The sequence below is a fragment of the Streptomyces sp. NPDC045022 genome (genome assembly GCF_056432605.1).
In genome coordinates, this window is record NZ_JBWKIR010000007.1 from 201,950 (window position 1) to 217,217 (window position 15,268).

Annotated in this window: 14 protein-coding genes; 7 read left to right on the forward strand and 7 right to left on the reverse strand. The window is 73.0% G+C overall.

The features are described 5' to 3' along the window. Positions 1-54: 54 nt before the first annotated feature. Together AC07C1_RS15635 and AC07C1_RS15640 are read left to right on the forward strand one after the other, a co-directional pair. Positions 55-1,239, forward strand: coding sequence for an acyl-CoA dehydrogenase family protein (locus AC07C1_RS15635; RefSeq protein WP_478939232.1), 1,185 nt, complete (start codon positions 55-57; stop codon positions 1,237-1,239). After that, a complete protein-coding gene (locus tag AC07C1_RS15640) occupies positions 1,239-1,757 on the forward strand; it encodes a nitroreductase family deazaflavin-dependent oxidoreductase (protein ID WP_478939234.1) in 519 nt (172 codons plus the stop codon). Before AC07C1_RS15635 ends, AC07C1_RS15640 begins: the two co-directional genes overlap by 1 nt. On the opposite strand, the gene AC07C1_RS15645 is transcribed toward AC07C1_RS15640, so the two are convergent. Continuing rightward, positions 1,754-2,371, reverse strand: coding sequence for a LysE family translocator (locus AC07C1_RS15645; protein ID WP_478939236.1), 618 nt, complete (start codon positions 2,369-2,371; stop codon positions 1,754-1,756). The genes AC07C1_RS15640 and AC07C1_RS15645 overlap by 4 nt on opposite strands. 82 nt (positions 2,372-2,453) lie before the next feature. On the opposite strand from AC07C1_RS15645, the gene AC07C1_RS15650 reads away from it, so the two are divergent. Beyond that, positions 2,454-2,906 (forward strand): Lrp/AsnC family transcriptional regulator, encoded by a 453-nt coding sequence (locus tag AC07C1_RS15650; RefSeq protein ID WP_353598937.1) that lies wholly within the window; start codon positions 2,454-2,456, stop codon positions 2,904-2,906. 85 nt (positions 2,907-2,991) lie between these two features. Here the strand turns inward: AC07C1_RS15650 and AC07C1_RS15655 are convergent, their stop codons facing one another. Continuing rightward, positions 2,992-3,639: a TetR family transcriptional regulator gene (locus tag AC07C1_RS15655; protein WP_478939238.1), complete on the reverse strand. Its 648-nt coding sequence runs from the start codon at positions 3,637-3,639 to the stop codon at positions 2,992-2,994. Positions 3,640-3,761: 122 nt separating this feature from the next. On the opposite strand from AC07C1_RS15655, the gene kbpA reads away from it, so the two are divergent. The 3 genes from kbpA to AC07C1_RS15670 all read left to right on the forward strand — a co-directional run bounded on the left by kbpA (position 3,762) and on the right by AC07C1_RS15670 (position 7,776). Further along, entirely contained in the window at positions 3,762-4,496 is a 735-nt protein-coding gene (gene kbpA / locus AC07C1_RS15660; RefSeq protein ID WP_478939240.1) for an AfsK-binding protein KbpA, read from the forward strand. 168 nt (positions 4,497-4,664) lie between these two features. Beyond that, positions 4,665-7,037 (forward strand): protein serine/threonine kinase AfsK, encoded by a 2,373-nt coding sequence (gene afsK / locus AC07C1_RS15665; RefSeq protein WP_478939241.1) that lies wholly within the window; start codon positions 4,665-4,667, stop codon positions 7,035-7,037. A gap of 124 nt (positions 7,038-7,161) precedes the next feature. Next, the gene (locus AC07C1_RS15670; RefSeq protein WP_478939243.1) at positions 7,162-7,776 is read left to right on the forward strand and encodes a putative periplasmic lipoprotein; all 615 of its coding nucleotides are present in this window, start codon (positions 7,162-7,164) and stop codon (positions 7,774-7,776) included. Here the strand turns inward: AC07C1_RS15670 and AC07C1_RS15675 are convergent. The 3 genes from AC07C1_RS15675 to AC07C1_RS15685 are packed head-to-tail and all read right to left on the reverse strand — an operon-like array spanning position 7,773 to position 10,107. Then, complete coding sequence (locus tag AC07C1_RS15675) at positions 7,773-8,546, reverse strand: enoyl-CoA hydratase/isomerase family protein (protein ID WP_478939245.1); 774 nt, start codon at positions 8,544-8,546, stop codon at positions 7,773-7,775. The genes AC07C1_RS15670 and AC07C1_RS15675 overlap by 4 nt on opposite strands. Then, entirely contained in the window at positions 8,543-8,950 is a 408-nt protein-coding gene (locus tag AC07C1_RS15680; protein ID WP_478939247.1) for a Zn-ribbon domain-containing OB-fold protein, read from the reverse strand. The genes AC07C1_RS15675 and AC07C1_RS15680 overlap by 4 nt, the downstream gene beginning before the upstream one ends. Before the next feature lie 2 nt (positions 8,951-8,952). Continuing rightward, positions 8,953-10,107, reverse strand: a complete 1,155-nt coding sequence (locus AC07C1_RS15685) for a lipid-transfer protein (RefSeq protein ID WP_478939248.1) — start codon at positions 10,105-10,107, stop codon at positions 8,953-8,955. 80 nt (positions 10,108-10,187) lie between these two features. On the opposite strand from AC07C1_RS15685, the gene AC07C1_RS15690 reads away from it, so the two are divergent. Then, a complete protein-coding gene (locus AC07C1_RS15690; RefSeq protein ID WP_478939250.1) occupies positions 10,188-11,783 on the forward strand; it encodes a FadD3 family acyl-CoA ligase in 1,596 nt (531 codons plus the stop codon). A gap of 91 nt (positions 11,784-11,874) precedes the next feature. Here AC07C1_RS15690 and AC07C1_RS15695 read toward each other — a convergent pair whose 3' ends face one another. Next, positions 11,875-12,051, reverse strand: a complete 177-nt coding sequence (locus AC07C1_RS15695) for a hypothetical protein (RefSeq protein ID WP_478939251.1) — start codon at positions 12,049-12,051, stop codon at positions 11,875-11,877. Between the two features lie 215 nt (positions 12,052-12,266). Continuing rightward, positions 12,267-15,251 carry an SARP-family global regulator AfsR gene (gene afsR / locus AC07C1_RS15700; RefSeq protein WP_478939253.1) on the reverse strand — a complete coding sequence of 995 codons (2,985 nt, stop codon included), beginning with the start codon at positions 15,249-15,251 and terminating at the stop codon, positions 12,267-12,269. Positions 15,252-15,268: the final 17 nt, after the last annotated feature.

The window sequence follows — 15,268 nt, forward strand, 5'->3', positions numbered from 1 at the left end:
CTCTAACCTGACCTCCCTGACGCTCCGTCAGGTATGGTCGGGAGGGGATCAGCCATGGACACGCGTCTCACCGCCGAGCAGGACGAGATCCGCCGAACCCTGCGCGAGTTGCTGCGCAAGCGCTGCGGCTCGCCGGAACTGCGGACCGCCGTCGACAGCCCGGCCGGATACGACCCCCTCCTGTGGTCCGCCCTCGCCGACCGGCTCGGCCTGCCGGGGCTCGCCCTCCCCGAGCGGTACGGCGGTGCCGGCTGCTCGGCCACCGAACTGGCCCTCGCCTGCGAGGAGACGGGACGCGCCCTGGCGCCCTCGCCGCTGCTGGCCACCTCCGTCCTCACCGCCCCGCTGATCCTCGCCCTGGGGACGCGGGCCCAGCGGGCCGAGCTGCTGCCCCGGCTCGCCGCCGGAAGCCTCACCGCCGCCCTCGCCGTCCCGGGACCCGCCCTGGCCACGGCCCTCGCCCTGACCGGAGCGAACGACGGATACACCGCCGGCGGAGGGCGGGCGGGGGGTGTCCAGGCCCGCCGGGCGGCCGGCGGATGGACCCTGTACGGGCAGGTCGACCAGGTGCTGGACGGGCACAGCGCGGGGCTGTTGCTGGTCGCCGCGCACACCGGCGGGTTCGCCCGGTCCCGGACCCGCCTGTTCCTGGTGGCGGGGGACGCCGTGGGGCTCGTACGGGCCCGGCAGACCGCTCTCGACGCCACCCGGCCGCAGGGGCGGGTGCAACTGCGTGACGTCCGCGCCGAGTTGCTGGGGGAGGACGACAGGGACGTGCTGCCCGCGCTCGCCGCGCTCGGGGACTCTGTCGCCGCCGCGCTCGCCGCCGAGGCTGTGGGGGCGGCCGACCGGGCGCTGGAGCGGACCGTGGAGTACGTCGGGCAGCGGGTGCAGTTCGGGCGGCCCATCGGATCCTTCCAGGCGGTGAAGCACCGGCTGGCCGATGTGTACGTGGGGGTGCGGGCGGCGCGGTCGGCCGCCCGTTACGCCGCCTGGGCGACCACCCAGGGGGAAGGGGCGGGCGGGCTCGCGCTCGCGCAGGCGCTGGGGGCGCTGCGGGATGCCGCCGCCGAGGGCATCCAGTTGCACGGCGGGATCGGGTTCACCTGGGAGCACGACGCCCACCTGTACTTCAAACGGGCGGCCGGGGACGAGCTGCTGTTCGGGCCGGTGCACCGGTTGCGGGACCGGGCCGCCGAGAAGGCCGGGCTCTTCGTGCGCGGGGAGGTGTCGGTCTGATGGCCCGCACCGCCGGCGTCCGGCTCGTCCGGAAGGTGTCGTCCACCCGGGTGTTCGCGAAGGTGGCCCCGCATGTGATCCCGGCCCTCGACCGGGGCGTGCACCGGCTCACCCGGGGAAAGGTGCTGCTCAGCGCCCTGCTGCTGCCGGGGGTGATCCTCACCTCCACCGGGGCCCGCAGCGGGCTGCTCCGCCGGACCCCGCTGGCGTGCATGCCCGGGGACGACGGCAGGAGCTGGATCCTCGTCGGCTCCAACTTCGGGCGGCCCGGCCACCCGGCGTGGACCCACAATCTGCTCGTCCATCCGGACGCCTCGATCAGCTGGAACGGCCGGGATCTCCCCGTCGCCGCCCGGCTGCTCACCGGGGCGGAGCGGGCCGCCGCCTGGCAGGCGCTGCTGGTGTTCTGGCCGCCGTACGCCACCTACCAGGCGCGGGTGGAGCGGGAGATCCGGCTGTTCCGGCTCACTGTGCGGGAGCCCAGTCGCGTCACCCATCTGCCGGGACAGCACACTTAGAGCATCGCCAGCCGTTCCACCAGCAAGAACGCGCCGATTCCCAGCATCGCCGCGCCGGAGGTGCGGGTCACCGCCCGGGCCGCCGCCGGGCGGGCCGCGAGCAGGGCGCGGGCCAGGGTGCCGACGGTGAGGTAGACGGCCGCGCAGGCCGCCATGTGAAGCAGGCCGAGGGCCGCCGTCTGGGCGGGTACGGGCAGGTGGGCGCCCCGCAGGGTGAGGAACTGGGGGAGTACGGAGAGGTAGAGCAGCAGGCCCTTGGGGTTCAGGCCGCTGATCGTCGCCCCGCGCCTGAAGAGCCGACCGGCGGACCCGGTCGCGTCCGCCGCCGCGGGGACGGCCGGGCGGCGCAGCACCGACCAGCCCAGCCACAGCAGATATCCGGCGCCCGCCACCGTCAGGGCCGTCAGCAGCCGGGGCGAACCCGCCACCAGGACCGCCAGGCCCGCCGTCGCCAGGGCCGTCTGCAGCGCGTACCCGGAGACCAGGCCCGCCACCGCGCGCGGTACGGAGCTGCCGCGCAGGGCGGTCGCGATGACGTACGCCCAGTCGGCGCCCGGTACGCACACCAGCAGCACGTCCACGGCGAGGAAGGAGAAGAGCAGTCCCGAGTCCATGGGAGGGACATTAGGCGCGATTGGCCCGAAAGTGTTCCTGAAGTTTGCTGGTGATCGCCGGTTCTGGGCAAATATCTTTCTCATGGACGACGTGGACCGGAAAATCCTTGCCGAGCTGCAGCAGGACGGGCGGCTGACCGTGACCGAGCTGGCCGCCCGGGTGCGCCTCAGCGTCTCGCCCTGTCACCGGCGGCTGCGCGAGCTGGAGCGCTCCGGTGCCATCCAGGGCTACCGGGCGGTGGTGGACGCGGCGGCACTCGGGCTGACCTTCGAGGCGCTGGTCTTCGTGTCCATGCGGCAGGAGGACCGGGACACGGTCGCCGAGTTCGAGCGGGCGGTCGGTGAACTGGATCATGTGCTGGACGCCCAGCGGCTGTTCGGCGAGCCCGATTATCTGCTGCGGATCGCCACCGCCGACCTCGCCGCCTTCCAGCGGCTGTACGACGAGCGCCTCGCGACCCTGCCGGGGGTGCAGCGGCTGACGTCGACGCTGGTGATGAAGCACGTCGTGCGGGACCGGCCGCTGCCCGCATAGCAGCGCAGGCGGTGGTTCACGTCCGGTGAACCACCGCCTGCCAGACAGGACTTGGGACCTGGAAAAAGAAAGGGTGCTACGTGTGCTACTTGCTCGGCTTCTTGCCGGTCACACCCAGATGCACCAACAGCGCCAGGTTCGGCTTGAGTTCGGCCTGCTTCACGCCCCAGGACGAGAAGCCCTTCTGGTGCGCCGCCACCGCCGCGAGCATCGCGACCAGTGAGCCGGCCACCGCCGCCGGGTTCACGTCCTTGTCGACCCGGCCCTTGGCCTGCAGTTCCTTGATGGATTCCGCGAGGGAGTTGTTCACCGAGTTCAGGATCTTCATACGGATCTTGTAGAACCGTTTGTCCCCCTCGGCCGCGCCCAGGTCGACCACGCGCAGGATCGCCTCGTTCTTGCGCCAGAACTCCAGGAATCCGTCCACGAGTTCCTGCGCGGTCTGCCAGCCGGCCTTGCCGGCCCAGGTGCGCCCCTCGAGGAGTTCGGTCAACCCGGCGCCCTCGGCCGCCATTTGCTCGGCGACCTCCAGTACGGCGCCTTCGACGTCCGGGAAGTACTGGTAGAAGGTCGCGGGCGAAGTGCCCGCCTTCCGGGCGACATCGATGACCTTGACGTCCCGGTAGGGGGAAGAGCTGAGCATCTCGCTGAGGCAGTCGAGCAGCTTCTGCCGGGTCGCCTGCCCACGCCGGCCGGCCACGCGGCCGTCGACGGTACGCACTTGTCCTGTCATGTCGTCAGCTTACCGAGGGGTGATCGGAGCGCGATTCGGCCGACTGCAAATGGGGTGCACGAGCGCTCTGGGAGCGCTGTGCCTGGTCTGCGGGGTGCGTGCGACCCGGTTACTTTGACGTCATGGCCGAAAACAGGGCATCCGGGCACGAAGCGGCGTACAGGGAGGGCGTCCCCTGCTGGGTGGACGCCCAGCTGCCCGACGTCGAGGCGGGCAAGCGGTTCTACGGTGAGCTTTTCGGGTGGTCCTTCGAGGAGGCGTACGGCTCCTCGGTGTGGGCCCGGCTGGAGGGCGACCTCGTCGCCTCGCTGGCCCCCAAGACGGACGGCCGTATGCCCACCGTCTGGACGGTCTCCTTCGCCACCTCGGACGCCGAGGCCCTCGCCCGGCGGATCACCGCGGCCGGGGGACAGGTGGTCATGGCCCCGTTCCCGGTCGGCGACCTCGGCACCGCCGCCCTGGCCGCCGATCCCGAGGGCGCCGTGTTCGGCCTGTGGCAGCCCGGTGGCCACACCGGCTTCGGGCGGCGGCACGAGCCCGGCACCTTCGTCTGGGCCGAGCTGTACACCCGGGACACCGCCGCGGCCAACGCCTTCTACGGCAGGCTCTTCCACGACGCCCTGTTCGGCACCGAGGCCGAGCCCGACTTCGGGCGCGCGGACGTCACCGACGTCTTCCCCGCCGAGATGCCCCCGCACTTCCTGGCCCACTTCCGGGTCACGGACCTGGACGACACCCTCGGGGCCGTTCGGCGGCTCGACGGCCGGGTGCAGGCGCCACCCTTCGAGACGTCGTACGGACGAGTGGCCGTCGTCACCGACAATCAGGGGGCGTCGTTCGCATTGCTGCAGCGCTGATGCGTCCGCTTTGGCGTGAGACACCCCGATTTTCCACCGGGTTCGCCACCGGCGGTCCGGCCAGGAAGAATCGGGGTCCGTGCCGCCATGGCGGTGCGGTGGTGAGACGCTGCACTTCGGTCGCGTACATATGGGGTGGCGCGGCTCGTACGGGGAGGTGGCAGGCAAGTGGTGGATCAGCTGACACAGCACGATCCGCGGCGGATCGGGCCGTTCGAGGTGCTGGGCCGGCTGGGCGCCGGCGGCATGGGGCTGGTCTATCTCGCGCGCTCGGCGTCCGGCCGGCGCGTGGCGATCAAGACGGTGCGCACCGAGCTGGCCGAGGACCAGCTCTTCCGGGTGCGCTTCACCCGCGAGGTGGAGGCGGCCCGCGCGGTCTCCGGGTTCTACACGGCGGCCGTGGTCGACGCCGACCCGCGCGCCGCCGTGCCCTGGCTCGCGACCGCCTATGTCCCCGCGCCCTCGCTCGAGGAGATAGTGAACGAGTGCGGGCCGCTCCCGGCCCAGGCGGTGCGCTGGCTCGCGGCGGGCGTCGCGGAGGCCCTGCAGTCCATCCACGGCGCCGGGCTGGTCCACCGCGACCTCAAGCCCTCCAACGTGCTCGTGGTCGAGGACGGCCCCCGGGTGATCGACTTCGGTATCGCGTCGGGCGTCTCGAACACGCGCCTGACCATGACGAACGTCGCCGTCGGCACGCCCGCCTACATGTCCCCCGAGCAGGCCAAGGACTCCCGCAGCGTCACCGGCGCCAGCGATGTCTTCTCGCTCGGCTCCATGCTGGTCTTCGCGGCCACCGGCCATCCGCCGTTCCATGGCGCCAACCCGGTCGAGACGGTCTTCATGCTGCTCCGCGAGGGCCCCGACCTGACCGGTCTGCCGGACGAGCTGCGCCCGCTCATCGAGCTGTGTATGCAGATGGAGGCGTCCGGCCGCCCCAGCCCGGCCGACCTCCAGGCCCAGCTCGCCCCGCACCTCTTCGGTTCCGGCTCCGACGACAGCGGCACCGCCTCGGCCTGGCTGCCCGAGAAGGCCGTCGGCCTCATCGAGTCCCGCCGCGGCGGCCGCCCCCCGGTCAAGCCCGCGCCCACCGCGTCCGGCCCCCGCAGCGGCGGCCGCGCGGCCGTACCCCCGCTGCCCTCGTACGACCCGCCGGTCCCGGCCTCCGTGCCGGCCGGCGCCCCCGACACCGGTCCGGTCCGGCTGGCCGGCGCGCCGGTGCCCATCGGCCCCGGCCCCCGGGTCGCCGACGCCCGCGCCGCCGCCGTCAAGGCGCCGCCGCCGGAGGCCGGCCTGGTCGCCAACTGGTCGCGTCCGCGCCCCGGGGTGACGGGCGCCGACTCCGCCGTACCGCAGGCCCCCGCGTCCTCGGCTGCGCCCGGACCGGCGGGACCCCCGTCTCCGGAGGCGGCGAGCGGCTGGCGCCCCTGGCGGTTCCGCATGTCCAACGATGTCTGGGGCACCCCGGCGGTCGACGGCGACCTGGTCTACGTCACCTCCTTCGAGGTGCACGCCCTGGACGTGGGCACCGGCCGCCGCCGCTTCAAGACGAGGGACGTCGCCTGGTCGATGGCCGTGGCGGACGGACGCATCCACGCCTCCGACGGCCCGACCCTGTTCGCCCTGGACGCCCGCGAGGGCAGCGACCTGTGGCGGCTGTCCACGGACGCCTGGGTGTACTCCCTGAAGGCCGACCACGGCACGGTCGTCACCGGCACCCGCGGTGGCGGCGTCCAGGCGTGGGAAGCCGCGGGCGGGCAGAAGCTGTGGGAGATCACCGGCTGCCAGACCGACTTCGAGTCCCCGGAGGCCGCCCCCGCCGTCCACGACGGCACCGTCTACGTCTGGCAGGACGCCCGGCTGCGCGCCCTGGAGGCCCGCACCGGCGCCGAGCGCTGGTCGTACCCCATCGGCGACGCGGCCTCCTGCGGTGGCGTCCCGGTCCGCCTGGCCCCGGCGTCCGACGGCTACGTCTACGTCTCCGCCGGCACCCGCGTCCTCGCCATCGAGGTGGCGAGCGGCATGGTGCGCTGGCACTTCGAGGCCCCGGCGGTCTTCCTGAGTCCGCCGACCTTCGCCCCCGGCCCGGCCGTCACCGGCGGTGGCGTCTACCTCGCCGACTACCTCGGCACGGTCTACGCCCTCGACGCCACCGACGGCCGTGACCGCTGGCGCATCGCCACCGAGGCCCGCTCCTCGATCGAACCGGTCCTGGTGGCCGCCGGCCACGTCCATGTCGGCAGCGGCAAGGGCCTCTACACCCTGGACGCGGTCACCGGCACGCCCAAGTGGCGCTTCCAGGCGGGCGGTGACGTCGTGGGCGCTCCCGCGGTGGCGGAGGGCCGCATCCACTTCGGCTCCACCGACCACCTGCTGTACACCCTGAAGGCCGACGACGGCCGGCTGCGCTGGAAGCTGGCCACCGGCGGCGAGATCACCGGCTCCCCGGTGGTCAAGGACGGCGTGGTGTACGCGTGCAGCAAGGACCGGTGCGTGTATGCGCTGGACGCGGAGAAGGGCACGGGCACGGCTCGCACCACGTGAGTTGCGTGACGGCCGTCGCACCGGTTACACGGAAGGGCTCCGGACGGCGGCCGTCCCAGGGCCGACGCTACTCCCGGCGTCGGGCACCCGCCACGTGGTGGACGACGGTGGGTAGGGTGCTGGCATGCCCATGCATACAGGGACGCGCGCGCTCAAGTTCACGGCCGTACTGGCCTTCGTGGTCCTCAGCCTCACCGGCTTCTCGACGGGCCGGCATCACGGCAGCCACCGGGGCGGCGGTGGGGGTGGATGCGGCAGCTCCCACCAGGACCACGACACGTCGTCCTCGTCCACCTCGGGCGGCGGTACGTACGACGACGACTCCGGCGACTCCTACGGCGGCTCGGCCGGCGACCGCTACGGCGGCAGCGGTACGGGCACGAGTGGCAGCACCGGCGGGCGTTCCTACAACCGGCGCCCGACCCACCGGGCCACCTCCACCCCGTCCGGCGGCAGCGGCAAGCCGCTGAAGGACGGAACGGCGAAGCTGATCAGCTGTGCGACCGCGAAGAAGCCGTATGCGACGGTCGAGATCACGAACCCGAACAACCGCGAGGCCGAGTTCCAGGCCCGGGTCACCTTCTACGACGACGAAGGCACCGAGATCCTCGACAACGCCTCCGTCACGGTCACGGTGCCCGCGAAGGGCAGGGCGACCACCCGAGTGACGGTCGGCGACCGCCTCCTGCTGAAGGTCGACCACTGCGAGGCCGACCGGGACGCCCAGGTCAGGCCCTAACGCACCCGGTGGTTCCGCGGTCTCCCCGCGAACAGCTCCGCCTGCCGTCCGGCCGGCAGGTTGCCCAGCGCGATGAGGTGCGGCGCCTGCGCGAACGCCTGCGCACGTGCCGCCTCCTTGGCCGCCCACAGCGCCCGCACGGTCCCCTGCACGGCCTCGGCCGGATAGCCGGCGACGACGGCGGCACAGCGCACGGCGGCCGCCAACGCCCCACCCGCCCCGGTCACTTCGGAGACCAGCCCGATCTCGTGGGCCCGCCGGGCGGAGACCCGCTCGGCCGTTCCCATGAGCGTCATCCGGGCGACCTCCCCGTAGGGCATCCGGTGCGCCATCAGCACCGACTCGTAGGCGCTGACCATGCCGTACGTCGTGTGCGGGTCGAAGAAGACGGCCGTGGTGTCGGCGACGAGGAACTCGCTCTCCCCGAGCAGATAGAAGGCGCCCCCGCAGGCCATCCCGCGTACGGCGGCGACCACCGGCTTCCACAGGCCGTTCGCCTTCGGCCCGGCACCCAGCAGCGGATCGTCCTGCATGTACGGCGACGACGGCTGCGGTACGACGGCGTCCCGGTCGATCCCGGTACAGAACGCCCGCTCCCCGGCCCCGGTGAGCACGACGGCCCGCACGGAGTCGTCGAACCGCAACCCGGCCCAGGCATCGGCCAGTTCACGTGCCATCGTCAGATCGATGGCGTTCAGCCGCTCGGGCCGGTTCAGCGTGACGACGGCGACTCCGGTGTCCTTGTCGACGTCGAGGAGCACGGTGTTCACGCCGGCACCCACTGCGGGAGCCCGCCGGAGAAGACCACCCGCACCCGCGCACCGATCCGTACGACGCCGGGATCGAGGGAGCCGAGCGGCGCCCCGGGACCGCTGACCAGATTGCCGACCAGCCGTATCCGAGGGGCGTCCGCCAGCTCCACGACGATCACGTTGTACGGCGCCTGCTCCGCATAGCCGGGCAGCAGCGGCGGATGCGGCACGACGTACGACCACACGCGCCCGTGCCCCGACACCGGACGCCACTCGCTCGCGAAGGACTGGCAGTGCGGGCAGCAGGGACGGGGCGGGAAACGGGGCTCGGCGCAGCCGGCGCAGGCCTGGACGCGCAGTTCGCCACGGGCGGCGTACTCCCAGAAGGGTGCGCCGTCGGCGTCGGTGACAGGGCTCAGCATGGTCAGCTCCTCAGGAGCAGCGCGGAGGTGGGGACGCCCTCGCCGGCCGTGACCAGGCAGGTGGCGGCGCCGGGGACCTGCGCGGTGCTGGTCCCGCGCAGCTGCTTCACCCCTTCGTTGATGAGGTTGAAGCCGTGCACATAGGCCTCGCTGAGCCCGCCGCCGCCCGTGTTGACGGGCAGCCGCCCGCCGATCTCCAGGGCGCCCCGCTCGGTGAAGGCGCCCCCTTCGCCTCGTCCGCAGAAGCCGTAGCCCTCCAGGGAGAGGGGGACCAGGGCCGTGAACGCGTCGTAGATCTGCGCCACGTCCACGTCGTCCGGTGTGAAGTCGGCGTGCTTCCAGAGGTGCCGGGCGGCGGTCCAGGCGGGGCCGGTGAGCGGGTCGTCGTTCCAGTAGTTGACCATGCCGTGGTGCTGGGCGGGCAGCCCCTGGGCGGCGGAGTGGACGTAGACGGGCTTCCTGGCGCAGTCCCGCGCCCGCTCCCGGCCCACGACCACGCAGGCCAACGCCCCGTCGGTCTCCAGGCAGTTGTCGTAGAGGCACAGTGGCTCGCTGATCCACCGGGACGTCATGTACCTCTCGCGGGTCAGCGGGCGCTCGTACATGACGGCCGCCGGATTCTGATTGGCGCGGTTCCGGCAGGCGAGGGCGACGTTGAACAGATGGTCGCGGGTGGCGCCGTACTCGTGCATGTACCGGCGGGCCAGCATGGCGATCTCGTCGGCGGGCCGCAGCAGCCCGAAGGGCCGCGTCCACTGGGCCGGTGTGGGCAGCTGGACGGTGGTGCCGGTCCACGGCCGGGGCCCGCTGCCCCGCTTCCGGGACCGCCACGCCACCCCCACCGTGGCCTGCCCGGCGGTGATGGCGGCGGCGAGATGCGCGACGGTGGCACAGGACCCGCCGCCTCCGTACCCCACCTTGCCGAAGAAGGTCAGATCGCCGAACCCGACCGCCTTCGCCAGCTCCACCTCGTCGGTCTCCTCCATGGTGTAGGAGGCCAGGGCGTCGACCTCGCCCGGTGCGATGCCGGCGTCGTCGAGCGCGGCGAGCACGGCCCGGCAGGCGAGCGTCTTCTCGTCCTCCGGGAGGTGCTTGGCGAAGGCGGTCTGTCCGATGCCGACGATGGCGGTGGCGTCCTTGAGCCCCGTGCCTGTCATGTGCGGCCCCCTCTCCTGACAGGTCGTCAGGTTAGCGCTAATCTGACGGTCAGTCAGCAGCGTGTAACGGGAGGCTCGCCATGAGCGACTGGGACACCATCCCGGCACTGGTGCGGTCGGCGGCCGAGCGGTACGCGGACGCCGAGGCCGTGGTCGAGGGCCGCACCCGGATCACGTACGCCGAACTGGGCGCCCGGGTCGAGCGGGCGGCCGCCGCCTGTCTGGCCTGCGGGGTGGCGGTGGGCGACCGGGTGGCCGTCTGGGCTCCCAACTCCCTGGACTGGATCGTCGCGGCCCTCGGCGCGGTCTCGGCGGGCGCGGTCCTCGTCCCGCTCAACACCCGCTTCAAGGGCGCGGAGGCGGCCGACGTCCTGCGCCGCGGCGGAGCCCGGCTCCTCTTCGTGACGGGCACGTTCCTCGGTACGTCGTACGTGGCCTCGCTGCGCCGGGCGGCGGGCGAGGGAGTACCGGCCGGCCGGGGCCCCCTCCCCGCCCTGCCGGCGCTGGAACAGGTGGTGGTCCTCTCGGACGACGCGCCGGCCGACTTCCTCACCTGGAAGGACTTCCTGGCGGCGGGAGAGGGCGTAAGCGGGCGCGAAGTACAGGACCGTGAGGACGAGTTGATCGGCACGACCATTTCGGACATCGTCTTCACCTCGGGCACGACGGGCCGGCCCAAGGGCGCGATGATCACCCACGCGCAGACCCTGCGGGCGTACGAGATCTGGGCGGACCTGGCCGGCCTGCGCGACACGGACCGCTACCTCATCGTCAACCCGTTCTTCCACACCTTCGGCTACAAGGCCGGTGTGATCGCCTGCCTCATGCGCGGGGCGACGATGATCCCGCAGCCGGTGTTCAACGTGGACACGGCGCTGGCGAACATCGCGGCGGAGCGGATCTCGGTCCTGCCCGGCCCCCCGACCCTCCACCAGTCACTCCTGGACCACCCGGCCCGCGACGCCCACGACCTCTCGGCACTGAGGCTCGTCGTCACGGGCGCCGCCGTCGTCCCCCTCCGCCTGGTGGCACGCCTGCGCGCCGAACTCGGCATCGGCACGGTCCTCACGGCCTACGGCCTGTCGGAGGCGAGCGGCATCGCCACGATGTGCCGGCGCGGCGACGACCCCTCGGTGATCGCCTCCACATCCGGCCGGGCGATCCCCGGCACGCAGGTCCGCGTGGTGGACGCCACGGGCACGCCGGTGCGCGCCGGCACCCCGGGGGAGGTGCAGGTCCGCGGGTTCAACGTCATGCGCGGCTACTACGCCGACCCGGCGGCCACGGCGGAGGCGGTGACCCCCGACGGCTGGCTGCACACGGGCGACGTGGGCGTCCTGGACGGGGCGGGCAACCTGCGCATCACGGACCGCGTCAAGGACATGTTCATCGTCGGCGGCTTCAACGCCTACCCGGCGGAGATAGAGCAGCTGCTCGGCGTCCACCCCGACGTGGCGGACGTGGCCGTGATCGGCGTACCCGACGCCCGCCTGGGAGAGGTCGGCAAGGCCTTCGTCGTCCGCCGCCCGGGTTCGGTCCTCACGGCCGACGACCTGATCGCCTGGTCCCGCCGCGAGATGGCCAACTACAAGGTCCCGAGAACGGTGCACTTCGTGGCGGAGCTACCCCGAAACGCGAGCGGCAAGGTGATGAAGGGGGTACTGAGAGGCCGGTGATCGGCAGACGGGTGGCGGCTCCGGACACACCTCGGCCGCGACGGCTCCCCCTCCGCGCCGCCGCGGCCGATCCCCGTGTGGGAAAGAAGGTCTAGCTGGGTTCGGACGTGATGTGGGTGTTGTCCGGCGTGGCCGTGCCACCGGTGGTCACGTTCTCGACGTCCGTGATGTGCGTGTTGAGCGGCTTGACCTCGGTGCCGGCCGCGGCGTCGGTGATGTGGGTGTTGTCCGGCTTGACGATCGGCTCGTCCTTGGTGGTGTCGCTCATCAGGTGCCTCCCCTTGGAGATCGCGTTGAAGCTGTGGCGGGCCCATCCGGTCACTCCCCCGAGGGTGGCCGGATGGGCCACTGGAGTCGCTCACTCTAGATCGCGAGTGCGGCGACCTCCGCGGCGGTCCGTCTGCCCCCCGACGCGACGGCCCGACATCCACGAGGGTGCCGTGCGGTGATAAACGATCGATGAACGCCGAGACGGTGCCCAGGTCAGGCCGCGGCCGCCGGGGCCAGGAGCTCCTCGACCTCCGCCGCCTCCGGCGAGTCGAGCCGCTCATAGATCTCCAGCGCCTCCCGCCAGCAGACCTGGGCCCTGCCGGTCTGGCCGATGCCGTTCAAGGCCTTGCCGAGTGCGGTGAGCGCGTTGCCGCGGCGCCACTCGCCGCCGATCTCCCTGAGTGGTGTCAGGGCCATCTCGGCGTTGGCGGCGGCCTGGGCGGGACGCTGGGCGAACAGGTCCACCTCGGCGAGACGGAAGAGGGTCATCCCTTCCCACAGGCGCTGCCTGCTGGCCCGGAAGACGAGCAGGGCCTGGCCCAGATGCGCGCCGGCATCGTCCAGATGGCCGCTCTTGCCCAGCGCCAGCCCGAGGGCGTAGTGGCCGTTGGCCGCCTTGAGGGAGTGCCCGAGCCCCTCGTACATCTCGGTGCCCTGCCGCGCGAGATGCACCGCGCTGTCGGCCCGCCCCGTCTGCAGGTGCAGACGCGAGAGGTTGCACAGTGCCGCCGCCGCGCCGGACAGGTCGCCGCAGGCGCGGAAGTCCGCGATGGCACGCTCCAGGTACTCCTCGGCCTCGGCGTAGCGGCTCTGGTAGAAGGCGAATGCGCCGAGGATGTTCGCGGCCCAGCAGCACGGCAGCGGGTCGTCGGCGGCCTCCGACAGCACCAGTGCCTGTCGTGCCTCCTCATCGGCCTGGCCGAACTGCCCCGACCAGTGACGCGCGTTGGCCAGCACCAGGATGGCCCGGCCCTCGGCCCGGGTGTCGGAGGCGGCATGCGCGGCGTCGCGCAGTGCTGTGCCGGCCGCCTCGTACTCCCTGAAGTTGGCTCCCGACTCCGCCAGGTCGACCGCCGCCCACAGCAGATCGACGGCTCGACGCAGCGTCGTGCCGCTCGACGACTGCCGTACGCAGGCCAGCAGCGGTACCGCTTCGGAGTAGAGCCAGTCCTGTGCGGCGCGGCGGTCGGGAAAGACCAGTCCGGGCACGCCGGTCGGCTCCAGATGGTCCACCAGTCGGTCTCCGGGGCGTTCGATCGCGTAGACCCCGGCAGCGGTGGCCAGGTAGAAGTCCAGCAGCCGCGACATCGCAGACGCCCGCTCGCCCGGCGGCTGCTCGTCCCGCTCCGCGCACGCACGCGCGTAGAGCCGGACCAGATCGTGGAAGCGGTAGCGGCCGGGCGCCGCCGACTCCAGCAGGGACGTGTCGACCAGGGACTCCAGGAGGTCCTCCGTCTCCTCCGTCGGGAGGTTCAGGACCGCCGCCGCGGCGGGCAGGGAGATGTCCGGGCCGTCGGCGAGGCCGAGCAGGCGGAAGGCACGCGCCTGAGCCGGTTCCAGCTGGCCGTAGCCGAGTTCGAAGGTGGCCTTGACGGCGAGGTCGCCGGCCTGCAGTTCGTCCAGCCGGCGGCGTTCGTCCGCGAGTTTCGCCGCCAGGACGGACACCGTCCAGGTGCGGCGGGCCGCCAGGCGGGACGCGGCGATGCGGATCGCCAGGGGGAGGAAGCCGCAGGCGGCCACCACGTCCAGGGCCGCCTCCCGTTCCGCGGCCACCCGCTCCTCGCCCACGATCTTCGTGAAGAGGGACAGGGCCTCTTCGGGGGACATCACGTCCAGGTCCACCAGGTGCGCCCCGGCGAGGTCCAGCATCCGGACCCGGGAGGTCACCAGCGCCGCGCAGCCCTCCGTGCCGGGCAGCAGCGGACGGACCTGGGCCGCGTCCTTCGCGTTGTCCAGCAGGACCAGTACCCGGCGGCCGTCCAGGGCCGAGCGGTACAGGGCGGCCCGTTCCTCCAGCGAGTCCGGGATCGCCGAGTCCGCCGTGCCGAGAGCGCGCAGGAAGGAGCCGAGGACGGTCTCCGGTTCGGCGGGGCGGGGGCCCGCGCCCTGCAGGTCCACGTACAACTGGCCGTCGGGGAAGGCGGGGCGCGCCCGGTGGGCCACGTGGACCGCCAGGGTCGTCTTGCCGACGCCGCCGATGCCGGCCAGCGCCGAGACCGCCATCACCCGGCCCTCCGCCTCGGACGCCGAGGACAGCACCTCGCTCAGCTCGCTCACTGAGGTGGCACGGCCCGTGAAGTCGGGGACGGAGGCGGGGAGCTGCGCCGGGCGGACGGGGGCCGCGGCCGGTTCGGCCGCCGGAGCGGAGGGCTCGGCCAGCGCGGGGTCCGCCTGGAGGATGCGCTGCTGCAACTCCTGGAGGCCCGGGCGCGGGTCCACGCCCAGTTCCTCCGCCAGCAGGCGGCGGGTGTCGGCGTAGACGGCGAGGGCCTCGGCCTGGCGGCCGCTGCGGTACAGGGCCAGCATCAGGAGTTCGCGGAGGCGTTCGCGCAGCGGATGGGCGGCGGTCAGGGCGGTCAGTTCGGAGACCGCCTCCGCGTGGCAGCCCTGCTCCAGGTCCATGTCGAGGCGGGATTCCAGCAGGCTCAGGCGCCACTCCTCCAGCCGGGCCCGCTGGGCCTCGGCGTACGGTCCGGGCACGCCGGCCAGGGGTTCGCCGTCCCACAGGGCCAGGGCGCGGGTGAGGACCTCGCGGGCGTGGCACAGGTCCCCGGCGCCGCGCGCCTTCTCCGCCTCGGCCGCCAGTTCCTGCGCGACCGCCAGGTCCAGGGCGCCCTCGCCCAGTGACCGCACCGCGTAGCCGCCGGACTCGCTGACCAGGACCCCGGGGCCGAGGATCTTGCGGAGCCGGGAGGCGTAGGTGCGCAGCGCCGCCAGCGCCTGGGACGGCGGCTCGGTGCCCCACAGCGCGTCGATCAGTTCCGCCGCCGTGGCCGTACGGCCCTCCCGCAGCAGGAGGGCGGCCAGCAGGGCGCGCTGCTGGGGGGAGCCCGTGATCAGCGCGTCGTCGCCGCGCCAGGCCCGCACCGGACCGAGCACGCTGAAGCGCAACGCCTCCGGCTCCGCGACGGCGCCGGTCTCCGCCATGGCCACGGAGCCGGCACGCCGCTGCTCAGGTACTCGCGGCCCAGCGTCCATGCGTTCGTCCCCCTCGG

Bases quoted from the DNA above. Each gene is read 5' to 3' on its own strand.
- AC07C1_RS15635 (WP_478939232.1), top strand. From the start codon at position 55: ATGGACACGCGTCTCACCGCCGAGCAGGACGAGATCCGCCGAACCCTG.
- AC07C1_RS15640 (WP_478939234.1), top strand. From the start codon at position 1,239: ATGGCCCGCACCGCCGGCGTCCGGCTCGTCCGGAAGGTGTCGTCCACC.
- AC07C1_RS15645 (WP_478939236.1), bottom strand. From the start codon at position 2,371: ATGGACTCGGGACTGCTCTTCTCCTTCCTCGCCGTGGACGTGCTGCTG.
- AC07C1_RS15650 (WP_353598937.1), top strand. From the start codon at position 2,454: ATGGACGACGTGGACCGGAAAATCCTTGCCGAGCTGCAGCAGGACGGG.
- AC07C1_RS15655 (WP_478939238.1), bottom strand. From the start codon at position 3,639: ATGACAGGACAAGTGCGTACCGTCGACGGCCGCGTGGCCGGCCGGCGT.
- kbpA (WP_478939240.1), top strand. From the start codon at position 3,762: ATGGCCGAAAACAGGGCATCCGGGCACGAAGCGGCGTACAGGGAGGGC.
- AC07C1_RS15670 (WP_478939243.1), top strand. From the start codon at position 7,162: ATGCCCATGCATACAGGGACGCGCGCGCTCAAGTTCACGGCCGTACTG.
- AC07C1_RS15680 (WP_478939247.1), bottom strand. From the start codon at position 8,950: ATGCTGAGCCCTGTCACCGACGCCGACGGCGCACCCTTCTGGGAGTAC.
- AC07C1_RS15685 (WP_478939248.1), bottom strand. From the start codon at position 10,107: ATGACAGGCACGGGGCTCAAGGACGCCACCGCCATCGTCGGCATCGGA.
- AC07C1_RS15690 (WP_478939250.1), top strand. From the start codon at position 10,188: ATGAGCGACTGGGACACCATCCCGGCACTGGTGCGGTCGGCGGCCGAG.
- AC07C1_RS15695 (WP_478939251.1), bottom strand. From the start codon at position 12,051: ATGAGCGACACCACCAAGGACGAGCCGATCGTCAAGCCGGACAACACC.
- afsR (WP_478939253.1), bottom strand. From the start codon at position 15,251: ATGGACGCTGGGCCGCGAGTACCTGAGCAGCGGCGTGCCGGCTCCGTG.